Raw genomic sequence first — 21,175 nt, 5'->3', positions numbered from 1 at the left:
GAAGGGTGAGTAATGTTAAATCGTATGCGTTTACTATTGACCAGTTTATTTATCAGTTTTGCCCTGATTGCCTGCAGTAATGATGAATCACAAGACAACGATAATGATGCCGTAGAAGAAACTGCAGCCGATGTTGTTTCTACTGATGATACTGCTGGAAACATGTCCGAATCAGCTGAAATGGATGCTCAAACAGCAGATAATGTTGAACGAGGTATGACTGAAGCACAACTTCTCGAGATGCTTGGTGAACCTGATTTAAAACAAGTGACGGGTGTTGATAGTTTTGAAGTGATTTTCTATGAGTGGGAAACTGACGAAGGGTTGCTGACCGTTCAACTCCACAATGGTGCAGTGGCATTTAGCCAATTTGAACCGAAATAATTCGTCTTTGCCGATGTCGGCTGAGACAACACTGCTCAACAATAAAGTCATTCTTATTACCGGTGCCGCAGGCGGCATCGGTAGTGAGGTGGCAAAGTCCTACGCCCACCATGGCGCAACCGTCATACTCCTTGATAAAAATTTACCTGCACTAGAAAGTCTCTACGATACAATTGTTGCAGACAATAGTGCGGAGCCTGCATTGTATCCGCTTGATATGAAAGGGGCTACCGCATCTGACTATATCAATATGGCGGCGAAAATTGAGCAAAGCTTTGGCCGTCTTGATGGCATTGTTCATTGTGCAGCGACATTAGGTCAGCTGTCTCCGACAATACATCAAGATAGTCGGCTGTGGCTGGAAACATTACAGGTCAATTTAACGGCCCCGTTTCTGTTAACAAAATCCTGTCTACCCCTGTTACAAAACTGTGCACGAGAAAAACCGGGCATGATCATCTTCACTACTGACAGCAATCAAAACAAGGCGTACTGGGGCGCTTACGGGACTAGCAAAGCCGGCATTGAAAACCTCTGCCAGCAGTTAGCGCGTGAATTCGAAGCGGCCGGCAACATCAAAGTCTTTTGTCTGGATCCGGGTCAAACCCGAACCGCACTATTTAGTCGTGCTTATCCAGCGCGTAATCCCGATGACTTACCTGCCCCTTCTGCTGTTGCCCCCGCCTATCTTTACTTGGCTACAGCAAACAGCCATCACTTGCATGGTCAATGTGTGTCGGCACTGTCAATTCTCTGACAGATATTTTATTTATCTGTTTTATATCGTTATTTTCGGGATGGCATAAATTTCGCTAGAAAGTTGCATGTACGGTCAAAAGGCAAGTGCAATGCAATCAATTTCTCCCTCAAACTCCGCTAATCTGCGTCTGCTTTCCCAGCAGGCCGTTGATGACACGATAACGGATGTCGATTCCATTTTGTCGTCACTCGCTATGTTGCTGCAAAGCACATTAGACACACGACAATTGCTGCAGTTATTTCATCAGCAATTATACAAACTCATCGGTAATGACGGTATTCGTCTGCAAAATCCAGATAGACAGCTGGATATTCGCATTGGCAACCAAGCTCGGCACAGTTGCCATTATCAGCTAGAAATTGACGCTCAGTCACTTGGCAAGCTGAGCATTGTCCGTAGCCAACGCCTTTCAGAAACCGATATTTTATTAATCGAAGAAGCCTTGTGTAAGGTTGTTTATCCACTACGCAATTGTTTGCAATATCAGGATGCACTTGCCTCGGCGATGACTGATAAATTAACTGGTATGCCTAACCGGCAGGCTTTTGACCAGCATTTAGATCGTGAAATTGACTTAGCGAGACGGTTGCAATTACCCCTGACTCTGGTCGTCATTGATGTCGATCATTTCAAGAGTATCAATGATGCTTACGGCCATAACAGTGGTGACAGGGCACTGACCCTGATTGGTCAAACCCTGGCCTCTTGCTTAAGACGCAGTGATATTGCCTTTCGTTATGGCGGCGAAGAGTTTGCCGTCATCCTCAGTCATAGTGACGCGGAAAAGTCGATAGCGGTCGCTGACCGGTTACGCCAAAACATCAGTGAGCTGACTTGTCATGACGGCCTGCGCAGCTTTTCCATGACCATCAGTATCGGTCTGGCCCAGATGACATCCGAAGAAAATACCTTCCAGCTTTTTGACCGGGCAGATAGAGCGCTTTATCACGCCAAAGCTCAGGGCAGAAATCAAGTTGTCAATGCCGCTGATATTGCTGGTTTTTAATCCCGGCCACGGATTCTTGGCGCTTTACGCGGATTAAACTTCTCTGGCCGCTGTTTTTTGACGCCCCGTTTTGTTGGGGCGGTATTTTCCTGTTTACCAGCACTTTGCCAAATCGTGTTTTTGGCTTCATTAGATTTATTGCGCTGACGGGAAGCTGGTTTCACATTCGCCCTGCTGGGTTTCAGACCTGCTTCTTCATAAAGGTAATCCAGTTCTTTGCCTTCCAAAAGCATCCAGCGACCGGGCTTGAGCTTATTCGGCATAATAACTGGACCATAGCGCAACCGCATCAGACGGCTGACTTGAACGCCAACCGCTTCCCATAAACGGCGGACTTCACGATTGCGGCCCTCTTGGATCACCACGTGATACCAGTGATTTGCGCCTTCGCCACCCGACTCCTGAATATCAGCAAATTTGGCTTCGCCATCTTCCAGCAAAATACCATCCCTGAGTTGCTGCATCATTTCTGGAGTCACTTCACCCAAGACACGTACCGCATACTCTCTGTCCATGGCATTAGATGGGTGCATGAGTTGATTGGCGAGTTCACCATCTGTGGTCAGAATAATCAAACCACTGGTATTCAAATCCAGACGACCAACGCTCACCCAACGACCTTGTTCTGGTGCTGGTAGCGATTGATAAATAGTCCGACGGCCTTCCGGGTCACTGCGGGTACACACCTCACCGACAGGCTTGTGATACAACAGAACCTGTTGCGGTTGCTGCCATAAACGTTTTGGTGAGCAGGGTTTGCCATCGAGCCGAACGGTGTCTCCTTCACTGATTTGTGCCCCTAATATTGCGGGCTCACCGTTAACCAATACTTTACCTTGTTCAATCCAGGTTTCCAGCTGCCGGCGTGATCCATAACCCGCCCGTGCCAATACTTTTTGAATTCTTTCTGCCATTTCGTTGTCTCCCGACATCGTGTTAATTGCCACATTACCCGCAGGTTATGTGTTGCCCGTTTGACTTAGTGCTGCCACGCATTACAGCGAATCAGTTTGCGGATATTGTAAACTTTTTAGTCTAGGGAGAGGGAATCTTACGAAAAAATCTGTCAGAATCAGTCCAACAGCCCTAGGCATAACAAGGTTCATTGGTTATTATCGCCAAGCTTGACTACAAACAAATCATCTCATGACTAATCAACGCGTATTAACAGGCATCACCACGACGGGCACCCCCCATTTGGGTAATTATGTGGGCGCTATTCGTCCCGCCATCGCTGCAAGTCGCCAAACCGATACCGACACGTTCTATTTTCTGGCTGACTTTCATGCTCTGATTAAATGTCAGGATCCCGAGGCGCTAAACCAGTCGACCAGAGAAATCGCCGCAACCTGGCTTGCCTTAGGCTTGGATATCGATAGATCCGTGTTTTACCGCCAGTCAGATATTGCGGAAATCCCGGAACTCATGTGGATCCTCACCTGTGTCTGTGCCAAGGGCTTAATGAATCGGGCTCATGCTTACAAAGCTGCCGTGGATGCCAATCTGGCTGAGCAGGAAGATGCCGACAAAGCGATTACCATGGGGCTGTTTAGTTATCCGGTCTTAATGGCGGCCGATATTCTGATGTTCAACGCCAATAAAGTCCCCGTCGGTAAAGACCAAATCCAACATGTTGAAATGGCGCGCGATATTGCAGCGCGTTTTAACCATATTTATTGCAAAAAAGCGCCGTTGCTGGCCTTGCCCGACTATCAAGTTGATGACAATGTTGCCGTCCTGCAAGGCCTCGATGGTCGTAAAATGAGCAAGAGTTACAACAATACCATTCCATTGTTCTTAACTGAGAAACAGCTGCAAAAGCACATCAATAAAATCAAAACCAATTTGCTTGAACCGGGCGAGCCCAAAGATCCGGATAGCTCAACGGTTTTTCAAATCTGGCAGGCCTTTGCCAGCCCCGAGCAAACCTCAGACATGCGTCAGGCTTTTGCTGACGGGATTGGCTGGGGGGATGCCAAAAAACAATTATTTGCGTTAATCAACGAAGAAATCGGTGATGCTCGGGAACGCTACCATGATTTACTGGCGCGTCCTGATGACATTGAAGCTATCCTGCAACAAGGGGCGGATAAAGCGCGCGCTATCAGTAAACCATTACTCGAAAAAATCCGCACAGCGACCGGTATTCGCCGATTGTCGTAAACAAGCGGTAGCCGGCAGGGTATCAATTCAGTTTATTTATAACTGATGCCCATCGCGGATTTCACCTCAATCAAGGTTTCTTGGGCAATTTCTCTGGCTTCTTCGCTGCCACTTTCAATGATTCGACGAATATCTTCCGGATGACCGGCCAGCTCTTCCGCCCGCTCACGAATCGGCGCTAATTCCGCGGATAACAATTCGATCAAGGTTTCTTTGCACTCGCTATCATCCCGACTACTATTTTGACAGTCCTGACTCGGATCACCTTCATAAATCGCTAATAAATCACACACTGGACAGCCGGCTGACGTTTCCCTGTTCATAGGCATTGCCCGTATTTTTTGGGCGAGACTGTCATCTGACTCACGCAGCGAAATGATATTAGCCAGAGAATTGGACATTTTTCGACCATCTGTACCCGGCACACTATCGCTATCCGTTAATAATGCCTGCGGTTCCGGCAGGATCACCTTGCCGCCACCTTCGAGATATCCAAATAAGCGCTCGCTATCACCTAGCGCCAGGTTTTGTTGGGTTTTTAATAATTCGCGGGCCGTCTCCAGCGCTTCCGTATCCCCTTGTTCCAGAAATTTCTTTCGTAACGTTTCGTAAAGCTTGGCGTTTTTCTTACCCATTTTTTTTATCGCTGCCTCTGCCCGTTCTTCAAAGTCAGGCTCTCGACCATAAAGATGGTTAAAACGGTTAGCGACTTGGCGAGTAAAACTGACATGATCAAGTTGATCTTGCCCCACTGGCACCTGGCCTGCGCGATAAATCAGAATGTCAGCGCTTTGCAGCAATGGGTGCCCTAAAAATCCGTAAGTCGACAAATTTTTATCTACTGCTTTAGCTTGTTCCTGGGTGTAAGATGGCAGCTGCTCTAACCAGGACAAAGGCGTAATCATCGACAACAGCAGATGCAATTCAGCATGTTCCGGCACTTTTGACTGTAAAAACAGGGAGGCGGCAGAGGGCTCGATACCCGCCGCTAACCAATCGGTTACCATTTCCCAGACATTATTCTCAATTACCTTGCTGTCACTATAATGGGTGCTCAAGGCATGCCAGTCAGCGACAAAAAAGAAACAGTCAAATTCATGCTGGAGTTTGATCCAGTTTTTTAACACGCCATGATAATGTCCCAAATGCAATTTCCCTGTAGGCCGCATTCCGGAAACGATTCGACGCGATTGATAAGCGACAGTATCCAACAATTACTCCAACATCTGTTCTGATTAAAATAAGCTATTCAGCAGGCTCGCTGCCTGACCGAAGCTAATGCCCAGCCACTGTGCCAGAATCTGTACCGTCGTATTCAACATTGGCGACAGGATCAACCCTAAAATACCAAATGCCAACAAACCTAAAATAATAAAAAAACCATACGGTTCAATACGACTGACCTGCCAACCCAGTTTGCCGGGTAAGACACTGACCAGGACACGTCCGCCATCCAGTGGCGGTAACGGCAATAAATTTAAAAACATCAAAATGGCATTAATCCAAATACCGGCCAACCCCATATAAAACATGGGTTCACCAAAACTGTTGCCAGCTTGTACCAGCCCAAATCCCAGCTTGGCAACGACGGCCCAGACCAGTCCCATCGCCAGATTTGCACCAGGCCCCGCCAATGCTACCCAGGCCATGTCTGATTTTGGTTTTCGCAGATTCTGATAGGACACTGGCACCGGTTTTGCCCAACCAAAAATAAAGCCACCTAACAATAATAATATGCCTGGTACGACAATCGTGCCTATGGGGTCAATGTGTTTGATCGGATTCAAGCTAAGTCGACCTAGCATTTGTGCTGTACGATCTCCCAGCTTTAATGCCATCCAGCCATGCGCTACCTCATGCAAGGTAATGGCAAATAAAACTGGCACTGTCCAGATAATAATTTTCTGGACCAGACTAAACTCATCCATGCAGTTGTTCTGCTCCAGACAAATAGCCTCGCAAGGCAGCCGGAATTTGAATGCTGCCATCCGCTTGTTGATGATTTTCCATCAATGCCAGTAAGGTTCGACCAACAGCCAGACCAGAGCCATTCAAGGTATGCAGTAATTCCGGTTTGCCTGTTTCCGGGTTACGCCAGCGCGCTTGCAACCGCCGCGCCTGAAAATCGCCAAAATTACTGCAAGACGATATCTCCCGATACGTTTGCTGACTGGGCAGCCAAACTTCCAAATCATACGTTTTTTGCGAAGCAAAGCCCATGTCACCCGTGCATAACAACATTTTCCGGTATGGTAACTCCAGAAGCTGCAGAATTTTTTCGGCATCTGCCGTTAATGCTTCATGCGCTGCAACCGAATCTTGTGGTTCAACCACTTGAACCAACTCGACCTTTTCAAATTGATGTTGACGAATCAAACCGCGCACATCACGACCATGGGAGCCCGCTTCACTTCGGAAACAAGGCGTATGAGCCACCCATTTCAATGGCAGTTTATCCGCCTCGACAATCACATCTCTAACCAAGTTCGTCACTGGCACTTCTGCGGTCGGGATCAAATAAAACTGGCCATCATCCACTTGAAACAAGTCATCAGCAAATTTGGGAAGCTGCCCCGTACCCCGCAACGAATCTGCATTGACCAAATAAGGTACATAGGTTTCGGTATAACCATGTTGCTCACCATGTACGTCAAGCATGAATTGAGTTAAAGCACGCTGCAGTCGCGCCAAAGGCCCGCTTAAGGTAACAAATCGCGCAGCACTTATCTTGGCGGCGGCTTCAAAGTCCATGGCATGCATTGCAGCGCCCAGATCAACATGATCTTTTGGCTCAAAGTCAAACTGGCGTGGCTCACCCCAGCGCGAGACTTCCAGGTTCTCAGACTCATCCCGACCTACGGGCACATCCGATAACGGCAGATTGGGAATCCCCATGGCGATATCATTCAGTTCCGTTAACACAGCGGCTAATCTTGCTTCAGCCGCTTTATGTCTATCCCCCAGATCTTCGATTTCAGCTAATAATGGCGCAATATCCTCACCGGCTGCTTTGGCTTTACCAATCTGCTTCGAGCGACTGTTGCGCTCCGTCTGTAAGGCTTGTGCATCTGATTGTGCTTGTTTCCGGTCTTGCTCCAATTGTGCAAGCTGATCAGTATCCAGTTTGAAGCCACGGGTGGCCAGTTTTTCTGCCAGTTGTTCCGTATCCTGACGTAATAATTTAGGGTCGAGCATAATGTTTAAAATCTAAAATCCAGTTTGGGCCGGCCAACTCACAATGTGATCGGGTTTAATCATGGTTTTCAGGGTTGGCATCAATTCAGCCACCCGTTCCGGCGTATCAAAAAACTCAATTACCATCGGTAATTCAGAGGACAAATCTAACAGGCTGGCTTTGTGAACCCGGCCATCGCGGCCAAGACTAGCCACACCACGAAATACAGTAAAGCCTCGCATCTGCGCGGTTTCCAACCATTTCATTAACTTGCGAATATCATCACGGCCATCAGCCAGATACAATCTGACCATCAGGATATCACTCATAGCTGCCGCCCCACTATTATTCCCAGCCAAGTCGCACTAAGACAAAGCAACACGCTCAGAAAAATATTCGTGCCCGCTTTTAGCAGGTCACCGTTTTCCATTAAAGCCAAGGTTTCAAATGAAAAAGTCGAGAAGGTCGTAAACCCACCCAAAAATCCAATCAAAATGGCACCACGCCATTCTGCCGAAAGACTGAGTCTTTCAACTAACAGAATAAATAACAGCCCCATCAACAAAGAACCAAGCACGTTAACCACCAACGTGCCATAAGGAAAATCTCTGCCCAGGACGCGATAGATACCATTGGAAGCGACAAAGCGCAGCACCGCCCCACAAGCGCCACCAATCGCTATAGCCATTATTTGCTGCACAACGTGAAATCCCGTATTGGAATCAAACTAGTTTACCGTATTACGCTTTTGTTCTCGTCATTGATTGCTTTTTCAGCATTTGCCGCTCCCAAAACCGAGCCAACAAACGATAAATTAGGCTTCCAGTCTGATATTTCAACCTCAAGCAACTTTACTCGTATCGTGACACCATATCAGCTAATGCGATGGGTTTGATTTTATCGGCTTGGCCAGCACTGCCAAATGCCTGATAACGCGCTTCGCAAATCGCTTGCATCGCCGCTGTCGACGCTAATAAAAACTTGCGTGGATCAAAGTTTTTTGCATTTTTCTCATCGGTCAAAAACTGTCTGACCGCCCCCGTAGAAGCCATGCGTAAATCGGTGTCGATATTGACCTTACGTACGCCATATTGAATACCCGCCACAATTTCTTCCACGGGCACCCCATAAGTTTCACCAATATCACCGCCATGCGTATTGATGATTTTCAACCACTCTTGCGGCACCGAACTCGAACCATGCATCACAAAATGGGTATTCGGCAGTTTGTGTTGTAAGGTTTTGAGATGGCTAATCGCCAACACTTCTCCCGTAGGTGGCTGGCTAAATTTATAAGCCCCGTGACTGGTACCAATCGCGACGGCCAGTGCATCCACTTGGGTTTGTTGAACAAAAGCCACTGCTTCATCCGGATCGGTCAGCACTTTATCGCGACTCAGTTTGCCATCCGCGCCATGGCCATCTTCTTTACCCATCTTGCCAGTTTCCAGCGAGCCTAAGCAGCCAATTTCCCCTTCAACTGACACACCACAAGCATGGGCAATATCAGTCACTGTTCGCGTCACCGTCACGTTATAGTCAAAATCTGATGGGGTTTTCATATCCGCTTGCAAAGAGCCATCCATCATCACCGAGGTAAAGCCTGATTGAATGGAGCGAATGCACACATCCGGCGTAGCGCCATGATCTTGATGCAATACAACGGGAATAAACGGATATTGCTCGACCGCGGCTTGTACCAGATGACGTAAAAACGGCTCTCCTGCATAACTGCGCGCACCGACACTGGCTTGCATAATCACCGGACTATTAACGGCCTGTGCTGCCTGCATGATCGCCTGCACTTGTTCCATATTACTGATATTAAAAGCCGGCACCGCAAAATCATGTTCTGCAGCAAAGTCGAGTAACTGCCGCAGGGCAATCAACGCCATACATTCTCCTCTTACCTGTTTATTTGATTCCGGCTATGCATCAATCAATTCGCCTACGATAACCAATTTCAAGGTATTCGTGGTACTGGGTTGTTCAGGATCACCTTTTGTCAAAATAACCACATCCCCATCCGTCACGACATTGTGCCGCTGCAATTCCGCCACCATCTGTCTGTTAATTGCAGCATGATCCGTCTTATCCAAGGCGAACACAAGCGGATAAACGCCTCTGAACAAGGTCATTCGACGTGCACTACTTAATTGTGGCGTCAAAGCAAAGATTGGCATGCCGGAGCTGATTCGAGACATCCATAATGGTGTTGAACCTGACTCTGTCAGGGCGGCGATGGCTTTCACATCAAGATGATTGGCCAGATACATGGCACTCATGGCAATAGCCTCATCCAGGCGAGTAAAACGGGTATCAATGCGATGTCTGGACCGCCGAATCTGGCGTTGTTGCTCAGTTTGTAGACAAATTCGGTTGACGGCTTCAATCACTTTCACTGGAAACTGACCCACCGCAGTTTCTCCTGAAAGCATGACGGCATCGGTGCCATCAAGGACCGCATTGGCGACATCAAATACCTCCGCACGGGTCGGAATCGGATTATGAATCATCGACTCCATCATTTGTGTCGCTGTAATAACGACGCGATTTCGCTGACGAGCGGTGGTGATCAATTGTTTTTGAATCGGTGGCAAAGCAGCATCACCAATTTCCACGCCCAAGTCACCGCGTGCCACCATAATGCCTTCTGAAGCAGCTAAAATATCATCAATTTTATCCAGCACTTCCGCACGTTCAATTTTTGCAATTAAACTCGCCTGACCACCAGCCTGTTGAAGCAAATGTCGCGCCGTGTCCATGTCTTTTGCACTGCGAGGGAAGGAGATCGCCAAGTAATCTGCTTGCATGGTGGCAGCCGTTTTAATATCGATCCGATCTTTTTCGGTTAGCGCATCTGCCGATAAACCACCACCAAGCCGGTTAATGCCTTTATTGTCAGTTAACCGCCCACCGGTCGCGACAACACACTGTACCTGGCTACCAACAACGTGTTGCACCTCAAGCACAATCCGTCCGTCATCCAGTAATAAAGTATCACCGATACCAACATCATTCGCCAAAGGTTGATAATCAACTCCCACCTGAAGCTGATCGCCAGCATCTTTGGCAAGGTTGGTATCAAGGGTAAAGGACGCACCTTCAACTAACGTGACGCCACCATGACGAAATCGTGAAATACGGATTTTTGGTCCTTGCAAGTCAACCAAAATACCGACTTGCCGACCTTGAACCGCGGCACATTGCCGAATTCGCTCAGCAACAGTCAGATGATCTTTTGCCTCACCGTGGGAAAAGTTCAGTCTAAAGACATCAACACCAGCTCGAATTAACGCTTGCAGATTGGCTTCATCTGCACTGGCCGGACCAATTGTTGCGACAATTTTGGTTCTGCGTCTGACTGTCACGCTGTCCTCCCGGAAAATTATCCGGCCGCACGCTGCTCCAGAATTTCAACCGCGGGCAGTTTTTTGCCCTCAAGAAATTCTAAAAATGCGCCACCACCAGTGGAAATATAGGAAATATCCTCACAGATTTTATACTTGGCTACCGCTGCCAGCGTGTCACCACCACCCGCAATCGAAAAGGCATCGGATTCGGCGATAGCCATGGCAATCTCTTTGGTGCCTTCACCGAACTGATTGAATTCGAATACACCGACTGGGCCGTTCCAGACGATGGTGCCTGCTGTTTTCAGGATTTCCGCAAGCTGGGAAGCACTTTTAGGGCCGATGTCGAATATCATATCATCGTCCTCAACGGCGTCGACTTTTTTCGTTTCCGCTTCAGCATTTTCGGCAAAGTGCTTGCCACAGACCACATCAGTCGGGACCGGAATATCGCCACCTTTGGCTTGCGCGGCTGAACGTAATTGCTTACAGGTATCAATCAACTCTGCTTCATAGAGAGAGTTGCCGACATTAAAGCCTTCTGCCGCGATAAAGGTATTGGCGATACCACCACCGACAATCAGTTGATCCACTTTTTGTGACAGCGTTTCCAGCACCATCAACTTGGTTGATACTTTGGAACCACCGACAATCGCCACCAGCGGTCGAGCCGGATTATCCAGCGCCTTGCCCAAGGCATCGAGTTCGGCAGCAAGTAAGGGCCCGGCACAGGCAACAGGGGCATACTTGGCGATCCCATGCGTAGAGGCCTGAGCACGGTGAGCAGTACCGAAGGCATCCATCACAAACACATCACACATCTGTGCCATACGACGCGCCAAAGCATCATCATTTTTCTTTTCACCGATATTAAAGCGCACGTTCTCACACAGCACTACTTCACCCTCTTCAACCGGGATAAAGTCCGGCTCCAGCCAGTTCTGCTCTAACCGCACCGGCTGTTCCAGCAAGGCAGTAAGGTAATTGGCCACCGGTGCCATGGAATACAGGTGTTCGTACTCCCCCTCTGTCGGTCGACCAAGATGCGACATCAGCATGACCTTAGCACCTTTTTTCAGCGCCAGTTTAATAGTCGGCAACGACGCCAGAATCCGGGTGCCGTCGGCAACGACGCCGCGTTTCAATGGTACATTGAGATCTTGTCGGATTAGGACACGTTTACCGCTCAGGTCTAAATCAGCCATCTTGATTACAGACATATCGATTCCTCTCTCAGTTTTTTGTTTTTGCTTGTGATCACCAGTCCAGTATAAGCGGCTGGCGATTTTCATAGGCACAAAAAAGGCCTCCTGCCAGGAGGCCTTTCAGTTTGCCGTCAGTCTATTAAAGAAAAATTACTGACCCACATGCTGCACAAGGCGCATCATGTTGCAGGTGTAACCATACTCGTTGTCATACCAGGCAACGATTTTGACAAACGTGCTGTCCAGTGCAATACCGGCACCCGCATCGAAGTTTGATGGTGCGGTATGTCCACGGAAGTCGGTAGAGACCACGCTCTCATCAGTGTAACCGAGCACACCTTTGAGCTCGCCTTCAGAGGCCGCTTTCATTGCCGCGCAGATATCGTCATAGCTGGCATCGCTGTTCAGTTCCGCCGTCAGATCGACCACGGAGACATCAGAAGTCGGAACGCGGAAAGCCATACCGGTCAATTTGCCATTCAACTCGGGTAATACTTTACCGACGGCTTTGGCTGCACCGGTAGAGGATGGAATGATATTTTCCAGAATGCCTCGGCCACCGCGCCAGTCTTTCATTGACGGGCCGTCAACAGTTTTCTGAGTCGCTGTCGCGGCGTGAACCGTGGTCATCAGGCCACGTTTAATGCCAAATTTGTCATGCAGGACCTTGGCAACCGGCGCCAGTGCGTTGGTGGTGCAGGAAGCAGCAGAGACAATCGCTTGACCGTCGTAATCTTTATGGTTCACACCATAAACAAACATCGGTGTGTGATCTTTAGAAGGCGCTGACTGCACTACTTTCTTGGCGCCAGCCTGAATATGCGCCTGGCAGCTCTCTTCGGTGAGGAAGAAACCGGTACATTCAATGACCAGTTCTGCACCGACTTCATCCCATTTCAGGTCCGCCGGGTTGCGCTCTGCAGTAATACGGATGGTTTTACCATTGACCACCAGATTACCGTCCTTAACGTCAACGTCACCATCAAAGCGCCCATGAACCGAGTCGTATTTGAGCATGTAGGCCAGGTATTCGGGATCCAGCAGGTCATTGATCGCCACCACTTCAATATCGGTAAAGTCTTTTACCGCAGCGCGAAACGCCATTCGTCCGATACGACCGAATCCATTAATACCTACTTTAATCGTCATGCTTGTTCCTCTTATCTCGAAAGTCTAACAACTAAAAACTTGGGGCCAAGATTTCACTAGTTAAACTTTAAAGTGTCAGACGAAAAAAAACCAGCGGGCCGGAGCCCACTGGTTCTTCTTTTATTTCAACAGATTAGCAATCTGCCGTTGTTACAGTACTGATTTAACAGTGTTAACAACGTTTTCGACGGTGAAGCCGAAGTGTTTCATCAGAACACCACCCGGTGCAGATTCACCGAAGGTGTTGATACCCACACTGCCGCCTTCCAGACCAACGTATTTCGCCCAGAAGTCGGTGACACCGGCTTCAACAGAAACACGCTTAACGCCTGGTGTCAGAACGCTGTCTTTGTAGGCTTGGTCTTGACGATCAAACACGTTAGTTGAAGGCATAGAAACAACGCGTGCTTTCACACCGTCTGCTTTCAGCTCTTCCTGTGCTTTCACAGCCAGATCCACTTCTGAACCGGTTGCGATAATGATAACGTCAGCCGCACCACCTTCTGCTTCAGACAGAACGTAAGCACCTTTACGGATACCTTCAACGTCAGCCAGGTCGTGTTTACGGCCAGGGATACCTTGACGGCTCAGAACCAGGCTTGAAGGACCATCCATACGCTCAACAGCAGCAGTCCAGGCAACAGCAACCTCAGTCGCATCAGAAGGACGCCATACATCCATGTTCGGGATGTAACGCAGACCTGCTGTGTTTTCGATAGGTTGGTGAGTAGGACCGTCTTCACCTTGACCGATAGAGTCATGGGTCAGAACCGCAACAGTACGTTGTTTCATCAATGCCGCCATACGCAGAGCAGACTTGGCATAGTCAGAGAACATGTGGAAAGTACCACCGAATGGCAGCAGACCACCGTGCAGCGCCATACCGTTCATGATGGCAAACATACCGAATTCACGAACACCGTATGAGATGTAGTTACCAGGCTCTTTACCAGATACGTGCTTGAATGAACCACAGCTAGTCAGGTTAGAACCAGTCAGGTCAGCGCTGCCACCCAGGAATTCAGGCAGTACAGGCGCCAGCTCGGTGATAACCATTTGTGATGCTTTACGAGACGCAACGCTTGGCGCATCTTCGTTGATTTTTGCAATCATGGCATCAGTGGCTTCTTTCCAGTTTGCTGGCAGTTCACCAGCCATACGGCGTTTGAATTCTGCTGCTTCTGCTGGGTATTCGGCGGCATAGGCTTCGAATTTTTTGTTCCACTCAGCTTCTACTGCGGCACCTTTTTCTTTGGCATCCCAACCCGCATAAACATCTTCAGGGATAACAAATGGTTCAGCGTCCCAACCCAGTTCTTTACGAGTCAGTGCAACTTCTTCTTCACCCAGCGCTGCACCGTGGCAGTCGTGGCTGGCAGATTTGTTTGGTGAACCGAAACCGATGATGGTTTTACAGCAGATCAGTGAAGGCTTGTCTTTAACCGACTTGGCTTCTTCGATCGCCTTGTTGATAGCGTCAGCGTCGTGACCGTCTACGGATTGAACGTGCCAGCCGTAAGCTTCGAAACGCTTAACGGTATCATCGGTATACCAGCCATCGATGTGACCGTCGATAGAGATGTTGTTGTCATCCCAGAATGCGATCAGGTTACCCAGGCCCCAAGTACCGGCCAGCGCACAGGCTTCATGAGAAACACCTTCCATCAGACAGCCGTCGCCCATGAACACATAGGTATTGTGGTTTACGATGTCGTGACCTGGTTTGTTGAACTGGTCAGCCATCAGTTTTTCAGCCATGGCAAAACCAACCCCGTTGGTGATGCCTTGCCCCAGAGGACCCGTAGTGGTTTCGACACCGGGTGCATAACCATATTCAGGGTGACCCGCACATTGTGAATGCAGCTGACGGAATGTTTTGATTGAATCCATTGGCAACTCATAACCAGACAAGTGCAACAATGAATAAACCAACATGGAACCATGACCATTTGAAAGAATAAAACGATCGCGATCAGCCCAGTTCGGGTTGGTCGGATTGTGCTTCATATGATCGTTCCACAACACTTCGGCGATATCCGCCATCCCCATCGGCGCACCCGGATGTCCCGAGTTCGCTTTTTGGACTGCGTCCATGCTGAGCGCACGGATCGCATTTGCTAAATGTCTGCGTGTAGCCATTATCTACATTCTCCTGTTAAAAAAATTTATGCTGCTCGCCATTTTATCGAACAGCCCATGCTGGGGATTTGTGTCGCCGGTCCTTGACCTGTCAATGCCACTTCACTCATGGCCTCAAACAAGTCTCGGCGAGCGTCCGCTGGCGCCGCTTCTTTTCGGCTCGCGTCCAGTCGGCCCCGGTATTGCAATTGCAAATCCTGGTTGTACCCAAAAAAGTCCGGTGTACAGACCGCGCCGTATGCTTTGGCAACGTCCTGTGATTCATCATACAAATACGGAAAAGGAAACTGCTCCCGCTCTGCAATTTGTCGCATATTATCAAATGAATCTTCTGGATAATCCGCGACATCATTGGCTGAGATTGCAACAGAATTGACACCCATCTCTGCCAATTGCCGCGTATCCCGAACCAGCCGATCAAGAATAGCCTGAACATACGGGCAGTGATTACAAATAAACATGACCAGCAATCCGTTTTGACCACGGCATTTGTCCAAAGTCCAGACGTTTCCATCGGTACCAGGCAACGCGAAATCGACGGCAGATTGGCCGAAATCACAAATTGGCGTTTGAGTGCTGACCATAATTACTGTGTCTATTATTAAAGGTTTGCTCGATACAAATTTCGAGAAAACCATCTTTATGAATATTCTCGCAACGCGGGATAGTACCAGAAAACTATTTTTTGGCGAAATAATCACCATGGCTATGATGTCTGAACATTTATGCAAAACCTGACAAAATGCCACGATAATTCAGTGATTTGCTGAGATTATGGCTATTTTAAGCATGAACCACTTTAACCATTTTGCGCTTCCCGATACCATGAGCAATCTCTAGTTGTGGATTTGCTATTGTGAAATCAAAACGCACCGCTAAATCAACGTCGTCTCACCATCCATTGCGACGCCTGCTGTTCAATAAAGTCACTTTTCTTATCCTGATTCTTATTTTTACGGCCGGCATCATTGGGCTCTGGCAAATGGATCGCCATATTCGGGCTGAATTTGAAGGCAAACGCTGGGCGCTGCCTGCAAAAGTGTATGCCAGACCACTGGAGCTTTATGCCGGTGCCAGCCTGTCCATTGCTGATCTTAAAATTGAATTACAGGCATTGGGCTATCGCCTGACCGGTCAGGTTGAGAAACCAGGCCAAGCCAATATCACTGCCAATCGGGCTGTGATTGCCAGCCGCGGATTTGGCTTGCCCGATGGGCGTGAACCTGCCCATCGAATGGTACTCCGATTTCAAGGGCAACGACTCACCTCACTTCAAGATTTTGATGGCCAGGAGCTTACACTGGTTCGACTGGAACCGGCATTAATTGGCGGGATTTATCCGCTCAATAATGAAGATCGGGATTTAATTCAGTTACAAGATGCCCCACCAGCACTGACTGATGCCTTGATCGAAATTGAAGATCAGTCTTTTTATCAGCATCACGGCATTTCATTAAAAGGCATCGGGCGTGCCCTGATTGCCAATCTCAAAGCTGGTGCATTTGTGCAGGGAGGCAGTACACTGACCCAGCAGTTAATCAAAAACTTTTACCTGACCGCTGATCGCACCCTTTTGCGGAAACTGATGGAAATTCCCATGGCCATCCTGCTTGAACGTCGATACAGCAAGGATGAGATATTGGAAGCCTATCTCAACGAAGTGTATCTGGGTCAGGATGGCAGTCGCGCTATTCATGGTTTCGGACTGGGTGCCGCCTATTATTTTGCGCGCCCCTTGAATGAATTACCTTTAGAGCAATTAGCCTTGTTAGCGGCCTTGGTGAAAGGCCCTTCATATTATGATCCGCGACGGCATCCAGAACGAGCCAAACAACGCCGCGATCTGGTATTAAAGGCCCTGCTGGATGCCAATAAAATTTCCGCTGCAGACTACTTATTGGCCGCAAACTCGCCTTTAGGTGTGGTTACTAAAGGCAGCTTAATGAAAGAGGCCTATCCTGCCTATCTTGATCTGGTCAAGCGTCAATTACGCCAGCAATACAACGATGCCGATCTGGGGTCAGAGGGGTTACAGGTGTTTACCAGTCTGGATCCAATCGCGCAGCGCAAAGCCGAAACCGCCATGACCACAACCATACAGGCGTTGCAGGGACAGCATGGCACTGCCATGACTGGCTTGCAGGGTAGTATGGTGGTCACGGATCCCCAAACCGGTGAAGTCTTGGCATTGATTGGTGATCGCCAGACCCGTAACAAAGGCTTTAATCGCGCACTGGACGCCAAACGTCAAATCGGTTCACTTTTAAAACCGGCCGTTTATCTCACTGCGCTGGAAAATAACTACACGCTGGCCAGCGTTCTAAATGACCAGCCCTATGAACTGGATATGCCCAATGGCGATACATGGGCTCCGCAAAACTATGATCGCAAATCGCATCAAGATGTATTGCTGATAGACAGTCTCAGTCATTCCTACAATATTGCGACGGCAAGACTGGGCATGACCCTGGGACTGGACAATGTGATTAGTACTATCCGACGACTTGGCGTGGATAAACCGCTTCAGGCTTTTCCTTCTCTACTGTTGGGGGCACAAAGTTTTTCCACCCTTGAAGTCGCCAGTCTTTATCAAACAATTGCGGCAGGCGGTTTTCGTATTCCACCACGAGCTATCCGCGCCGTCACTGATGCCGATGGTACGCCATTGTCTCGCTACCCACTCAAACTTGATCAGACTATCGATCCGGCAAACAATTATCTGCTGCAAACCGCCTTGGTTGATGTCATGGAAAATGGCACTGGACGATATGCGCGGCAACAGCTTCCGACCAATATGACGGTTGCGGGTAAAACGGGTACTTCCGATCAACAACGTGATAGTTGGTTTGCCGGTTATAGTGCCAACCGGCTGGCCGTTGTCTGGTTAGGTCAGGATAACAATTCTGCGTTACCCTTTACCGGTGCCAGTGGTGCACTTCCAGTTTGGCGACGCTATATGGAAAGTGAGCCTTTACTATCACTGGATATGTTGCCACCGCCGGACATTGAAACAGCATGGGTCAACCAGTTCACCGGCAAGCTGAGCGCCCCATCCTGTGAAAATGCGCGCGAGTTGCCTTTTGTAAGTGGCACGACGCCAACCACGTTAGCAACGTGCCACGCCCAATCTGATCAGAATTTACAAAACCCGGTCGAGCAGTCTATCGACTGGATTAGAGGATTATTTGACTGATGACCCAATATCAAACTGGCTTTCGATTTAGCTGCCTTGTCGGTTTTGTCATGCTGACAGCATGCAGTACCCCAAGCCGTGACTTGCCTCCCGTTACTATTCCAGAGGCGCCCGCACCCGCCGTACCCCGCACCGAGCCGGAACCCGCCGAACCGACAGCCTCAGTACAAGCGATACCCGAGCAACCTCAGGCAAAAGAACAAACCCAACCGATCAAACCTGTTGCCGTCCCTTTTCGTTCTAAACCGGCTGTGGTCGCACTCATTGATAAAGCTCAGGCGGCATCTACCGCCGGCAATTTGGCAAGCGCGCAAAGTGATTTGCAACGTGCACAACGTATTTCGCCTCGGGATCCGAATGTATATTTAAAATTGGCCACAATCCATTATCAAATGCAGGATTTTGCCCAGGCAGAACAGTTAGCCAAGAAGGGGGTGGCAGTATCGGGTTCAGATTTGCAATTGCGACAAAGATTATGGCAGCTGATTGCCGATATTAGACTGGCAAATGGCGATGATCGAGGTGCAGTTACCGCAGCACAGGAAGCGGCAAAATACTAAACCTATTAGTCGCGCAGTGCCAAGACATCCTGCATATCAAACAGGCCATGAGAATAGCTCGACAGCCAATGAGATGCACGCATGGCACCGTAAGCAAACGTCATTCGACTGGACGCTTTATGCGTAATTTCCAGGCGTTCGCCATCGGCCGCGAATAAAACGGTATGATCACCGACCACATCGCCCGCGCGGACAGTGGAAAAGCCGATAGTTTGCCGATCCCGCTCACCCGTACGGCCTTCTCGTCCGTAGATTGCACAGTCTGACAAATCCCGGCCCAAGGCGTCGGCAACCACCTCTCCCATTCGCAAGGCGGTGCCGGATGGTGCATCCACTTTATGTCGATGATGGGCTTCGATAATTTCAATGTCGACACTGTCACCCAGTACGCGTGCAGCAAGGTCGAGTAGTTTCAAAGACAGATTCACGCCAACGCTCATATTTGGCGCCAACACAATCGCAATGTCGTTTGCCGCCAACGTTATTGCTTGTTTTTGCGCCGCATCAAAACCGGTAGTGCCAATCACCGGCCGACATTGGTTTTGTGCGCAGTACGGTAATAAAGCCATCGTCACTTCAGGCAAGGTAAAGTCAATAATAACGTCTGATTTTTGGGTTGCCGCTGCAACATCATCTGTTATTTGAATACCCAGTTTGCCAACGCCTGCCAGCTCGCCCGCATCGACACCGATCAGGCTTGAATCAGCGCGATCCAACGCAGCAGATAATGTCAGGCCTTCGGTTTCATGCACTGCCTGAATCAAGCAGCGCCCCATGCGGCCAGCTGCACCATTAATGGCAACTTGAATAGTCATGATCTTTCCTTTTGCCCAAAACAGGCGTTAGTTAATCCATACTGACGGCAACATAGCGACGCCGTACATTTCTGACAATGTCAGTTTATTCAAAAAACCGTTTAACGGCGTCTAACCATGACTCATGCTTAGGGTTATGCCGCCCACCTGTACCTTCAAATGTCTCAGCGAACTCATTCAGTAGCGCTTTTTGTTTTTTCGATAATTTTACCGGCGTTTCAATGACGACTCGACACATTAAATCGCCTTCCGCACCGCTACGTACCGACTTAACGCCTTTGTTTTTTAAACGGAACTGTTGACCGCTTTGCGTACCCTCGGGGATTTTCAAAACGGCTTTGCCGGCCAGGGTCGGTACTTCCAGTTCACCACCAAGTGCTGCTGTGACAAAGCCCAGCGGCACATCACAAAACAAGTTGTTACCATCACGGGTGAAAACATCATGACGCTTAACTGAGACTTCGACATACAAATCGCCAGGTGGGGCACCACGGCTTCCTGCTTCACCTTCACCATTCAAGCGAATTCGGTCACCCGTATCGACGCCCGCTGGTACTTTCACAGACAGGGTTTTATGTTCCTGGACCACGCCTTCACCATGGCAATCCTCACAAGGCTCCTCGATCATTTTGCCGGTACCCCGGCAGTGAGGACAGGCTTGTTGCACGGTGAAAAATCCTTGCTGAATACGCACCTGACCGTGACCGCCGCAAGTCGAACAGGTGACCGGCTGCGTGCCTGGTTTAGCACCAGATCCATCGCAGGTTTTACAGCTTGCATGTACCGGAATGCGAATATTGGCTGTCGTCCCGGCAACCGCTTCTTCTAGCGTCAAATCGAGGCGATAGCGCAGATCTGCACCACGAAAATTCTGAGCACCGCCCGGACCGCCGCCACCGAAGATATCATTGAAAACATCCCCAAAAATATCACTGAACCCACCCGCACCACTGCGGAATCCGCCACCAGCACTGCCATCAACACCGGCATGACCAAATTGATCATAGGCAGCCCGTTTTTGACTATCTGCCAGCACCTCATAGGCTTCTTTGGCTTCTTTAAACCGAGCTTCGGCGGTCGCATCATCCGGATTGCGATCTGGATGATATTTCATTGCCATCCGTCGATAGGCTTTTTTAATTTCTGCTTCTGACGCGTTACGGGCAACCCCGAGCAGTTCGTAATAATCTTGTTTGGCCATGGTTTCTTTTTTTCGTTATTTCAGAAACAAAACAGGCGCAGGATCAATGCCTGCGCCTGATTTTTAACAGCA

The 21,175-nt window shown here is 49.0% G+C and carries 20 protein-coding genes; 6 read left to right on the top strand and 14 right to left on the bottom strand.

The features are described from left to right. Positions 1 to 12 precede the first annotated feature (12 nt). The 3 genes from Q7C_RS10385 to Q7C_RS10375 all read left to right on the top strand — a co-directional run bounded on the left by Q7C_RS10385 (position 13) and on the right by Q7C_RS10375 (position 2,150). A complete protein-coding gene (locus tag Q7C_RS10385; RefSeq protein ID WP_014704720.1) occupies positions 13 to 384 on the top strand; it encodes a hypothetical protein in 372 nt (123 codons plus the stop codon). After that, complete coding sequence (locus tag Q7C_RS10380; RefSeq protein WP_238532313.1) at positions 371 to 1,141, top strand: SDR family NAD(P)-dependent oxidoreductase; 771 nt, start codon at positions 371 to 373, stop codon at positions 1,139 to 1,141. Before Q7C_RS10385 ends, Q7C_RS10380 begins: the two co-directional genes overlap by 14 nt. A 91-nt stretch (positions 1,142 to 1,232) precedes the next feature. Further along, positions 1,233 to 2,150, top strand: a complete 918-nt coding sequence (locus tag Q7C_RS10375; RefSeq protein WP_014704718.1) for a GGDEF domain-containing protein — start codon at positions 1,233 to 1,235, stop codon at positions 2,148 to 2,150. Here the strand turns inward: Q7C_RS10375 and rluB are convergent. Next, a complete protein-coding gene (gene rluB / locus Q7C_RS10370; RefSeq protein WP_014704717.1) occupies positions 2,147 to 3,064 on the bottom strand; it encodes a 23S rRNA pseudouridine(2605) synthase RluB in 918 nt (305 codons plus the stop codon). The genes Q7C_RS10375 and rluB overlap by 4 nt on opposite strands. A 232-nt stretch (positions 3,065 to 3,296) precedes the next feature. Here rluB and trpS (Q7C_RS10365) point away from each other — a divergent pair, with 232 nt between their 5' ends. Then, on the top strand, positions 3,297 to 4,313 hold the full coding sequence (gene trpS, locus Q7C_RS10365) for a tryptophan--tRNA ligase (RefSeq protein ID WP_014704716.1): 1,017 nt from the start codon (positions 3,297 to 3,299) through the stop codon (positions 4,311 to 4,313). Between the two features lie 32 nt (positions 4,314 to 4,345). Here the strand turns inward: trpS (Q7C_RS10365) and trpS (Q7C_RS10360) are convergent, their stop codons facing one another. The 11 genes from trpS (Q7C_RS10360) to Q7C_RS10310 form a co-directional block, all read right to left on the bottom strand. Next, complete coding sequence (trpS, locus tag Q7C_RS10360; RefSeq protein WP_014704715.1) at positions 4,346 to 5,524, bottom strand: tryptophan--tRNA ligase; 1,179 nt, start codon at positions 5,522 to 5,524, stop codon at positions 4,346 to 4,348. 24 nt (positions 5,525 to 5,548) lie between these two features. Beyond that, complete coding sequence (locus Q7C_RS10355; RefSeq protein WP_014704714.1) at positions 5,549 to 6,241, bottom strand: site-2 protease family protein; 693 nt, start codon at positions 6,239 to 6,241, stop codon at positions 5,549 to 5,551. Beyond that, positions 6,234 to 7,508, bottom strand: coding sequence for a serine--tRNA ligase (gene serS / locus Q7C_RS10350; protein WP_014704713.1), 1,275 nt, complete (start codon positions 7,506 to 7,508; stop codon positions 6,234 to 6,236). The genes Q7C_RS10355 and serS overlap by 8 nt, the downstream gene beginning before the upstream one ends. A gap of 12 nt (positions 7,509 to 7,520) precedes the next feature. Continuing rightward, positions 7,521 to 7,817 carry a DUF190 domain-containing protein gene (locus Q7C_RS10345; RefSeq protein WP_014704712.1) on the bottom strand — a complete coding sequence of 99 codons (297 nt, stop codon included), beginning with the start codon at positions 7,815 to 7,817 and terminating at the stop codon, positions 7,521 to 7,523. Next, positions 7,814 to 8,188, bottom strand: a complete 375-nt coding sequence (crcB, locus tag Q7C_RS10340; protein ID WP_014704711.1) for a fluoride efflux transporter CrcB — start codon at positions 8,186 to 8,188, stop codon at positions 7,814 to 7,816. The genes Q7C_RS10345 and crcB overlap by 4 nt, the downstream gene beginning before the upstream one ends. A gap of 151 nt (positions 8,189 to 8,339) precedes the next feature. Continuing rightward, the gene (gene fba / locus Q7C_RS10335) at positions 8,340 to 9,383 is read right to left on the bottom strand and encodes a class II fructose-bisphosphate aldolase (protein WP_014704710.1); all 1,044 of its coding nucleotides are present in this window, start codon (positions 9,381 to 9,383) and stop codon (positions 8,340 to 8,342) included. Between the two features lie 33 nt (positions 9,384 to 9,416). Continuing rightward, complete coding sequence (gene pyk / locus Q7C_RS10330) at positions 9,417 to 10,859, bottom strand: pyruvate kinase (RefSeq protein WP_014704709.1); 1,443 nt, start codon at positions 10,857 to 10,859, stop codon at positions 9,417 to 9,419. A 17-nt stretch (positions 10,860 to 10,876) separates the two neighbouring features. Then, positions 10,877 to 12,061 carry a phosphoglycerate kinase gene (locus Q7C_RS10325; protein ID WP_041367126.1) on the bottom strand — a complete coding sequence of 395 codons (1,185 nt, stop codon included), beginning with the start codon at positions 12,059 to 12,061 and terminating at the stop codon, positions 10,877 to 10,879. A 135-nt stretch (positions 12,062 to 12,196) separates the two neighbouring features. After that, complete coding sequence (gene gap / locus Q7C_RS10320) at positions 12,197 to 13,195, bottom strand: type I glyceraldehyde-3-phosphate dehydrogenase (protein ID WP_014704707.1); 999 nt, start codon at positions 13,193 to 13,195, stop codon at positions 12,197 to 12,199. A gap of 150 nt (positions 13,196 to 13,345) precedes the next feature. Next, the gene (gene tkt, locus Q7C_RS10315; RefSeq protein ID WP_014704706.1) at positions 13,346 to 15,334 is read right to left on the bottom strand and encodes a transketolase; all 1,989 of its coding nucleotides are present in this window, start codon (positions 15,332 to 15,334) and stop codon (positions 13,346 to 13,348) included. A 26-nt stretch (positions 15,335 to 15,360) separates the two neighbouring features. Next, the gene (locus tag Q7C_RS10310) at positions 15,361 to 15,918 is read right to left on the bottom strand and encodes a thioredoxin family protein (RefSeq protein WP_041366700.1); all 558 of its coding nucleotides are present in this window, start codon (positions 15,916 to 15,918) and stop codon (positions 15,361 to 15,363) included. Positions 15,919 to 16,190: 272 nt separating this feature from the next. Between Q7C_RS10310 and mrcB the strand changes: the two genes are divergently transcribed. After that, positions 16,191 to 18,527: a penicillin-binding protein 1B gene (mrcB, locus tag Q7C_RS10305; protein ID WP_014704703.1), complete on the top strand. Its 2,337-nt coding sequence runs from the start codon at positions 16,191 to 16,193 to the stop codon at positions 18,525 to 18,527. Further along, complete coding sequence (locus Q7C_RS10300; RefSeq protein WP_014704702.1) at positions 18,527 to 19,087, top strand: tetratricopeptide repeat protein; 561 nt, start codon at positions 18,527 to 18,529, stop codon at positions 19,085 to 19,087. The genes mrcB and Q7C_RS10300 overlap by 1 nt, the downstream gene beginning before the upstream one ends. Before the next feature lie 5 nt (positions 19,088 to 19,092). Here the strand turns inward: Q7C_RS10300 and dapB are convergent, their stop codons facing one another. Continuing rightward, positions 19,093 to 19,902, bottom strand: a complete 810-nt coding sequence (gene dapB / locus Q7C_RS10295) for a 4-hydroxy-tetrahydrodipicolinate reductase (protein ID WP_014704701.1) — start codon at positions 19,900 to 19,902, stop codon at positions 19,093 to 19,095. An 85-nt stretch (positions 19,903 to 19,987) separates the two neighbouring features. After that, positions 19,988 to 21,103 carry a molecular chaperone DnaJ gene (gene dnaJ / locus Q7C_RS10290; RefSeq protein ID WP_014704700.1) on the bottom strand — a complete coding sequence of 372 codons (1,116 nt, stop codon included), beginning with the start codon at positions 21,101 to 21,103 and terminating at the stop codon, positions 19,988 to 19,990. Positions 21,104 to 21,175: the final 72 nt, after the last annotated feature.

Origin of the sequence: Methylophaga frappieri, from assembly GCF_000260965.1 — a bacterium.
Classification (GTDB): Bacteria; Pseudomonadota; Gammaproteobacteria; order Nitrosococcales; family Methylophagaceae; genus Methylophaga; species Methylophaga frappieri.
Note: the sequence above shows the minus strand (reverse complement) of the source record. Positions and strands in the feature narration are given on the sequence as shown.

Excerpts from the sequence above, each read along its gene's own strand:
- Q7C_RS10385 (WP_014704720.1), top strand. The coding sequence starts at position 13 with ATGTTAAATCGTATGCGTTTACTATTGACCAGTTTATTTATCAGTTTT.
- Q7C_RS10375 (WP_014704718.1), top strand. The coding sequence starts at position 1,233 with ATGCAATCAATTTCTCCCTCAAACTCCGCTAATCTGCGTCTGCTTTCC.
- rluB (WP_014704717.1), bottom strand. The coding sequence starts at position 3,064 with ATGGCAGAAAGAATTCAAAAAGTATTGGCACGGGCGGGTTATGGATCA.
- trpS (WP_014704716.1), top strand. The coding sequence starts at position 3,297 with ATGACTAATCAACGCGTATTAACAGGCATCACCACGACGGGCACCCCC.
- Q7C_RS10355 (WP_014704714.1), bottom strand. The coding sequence starts at position 6,241 with ATGGATGAGTTTAGTCTGGTCCAGAAAATTATTATCTGGACAGTGCCA.
- serS (WP_014704713.1), bottom strand. The coding sequence starts at position 7,508 with ATGCTCGACCCTAAATTATTACGTCAGGATACGGAACAACTGGCAGAA.
- Q7C_RS10345 (WP_014704712.1), bottom strand. The coding sequence starts at position 7,817 with ATGAGTGATATCCTGATGGTCAGATTGTATCTGGCTGATGGCCGTGAT.
- fba (WP_014704710.1), bottom strand. The coding sequence starts at position 9,383 with ATGGCGTTGATTGCCCTGCGGCAGTTACTCGACTTTGCTGCAGAACAT.
- Q7C_RS10325 (WP_041367126.1), bottom strand. The coding sequence starts at position 12,061 with ATGTCTGTAATCAAGATGGCTGATTTAGACCTGAGCGGTAAACGTGTC.
- gap (WP_014704707.1), bottom strand. The coding sequence starts at position 13,195 with ATGACGATTAAAGTAGGTATTAATGGATTCGGTCGTATCGGACGAATG.
- tkt (WP_014704706.1), bottom strand. The coding sequence starts at position 15,334 with ATGGCTACACGCAGACATTTAGCAAATGCGATCCGTGCGCTCAGCATG.
- Q7C_RS10310 (WP_041366700.1), bottom strand. The coding sequence starts at position 15,918 with ATGGTCAGCACTCAAACGCCAATTTGTGATTTCGGCCAATCTGCCGTC.
- Q7C_RS10300 (WP_014704702.1), top strand. The coding sequence starts at position 18,527 with ATGACCCAATATCAAACTGGCTTTCGATTTAGCTGCCTTGTCGGTTTT.
- dapB (WP_014704701.1), bottom strand. The coding sequence starts at position 19,902 with ATGACTATTCAAGTTGCCATTAATGGTGCAGCTGGCCGCATGGGGCGC.
- dnaJ (WP_014704700.1), bottom strand. The coding sequence starts at position 21,103 with ATGGCCAAACAAGATTATTACGAACTGCTCGGGGTTGCCCGTAACGCG.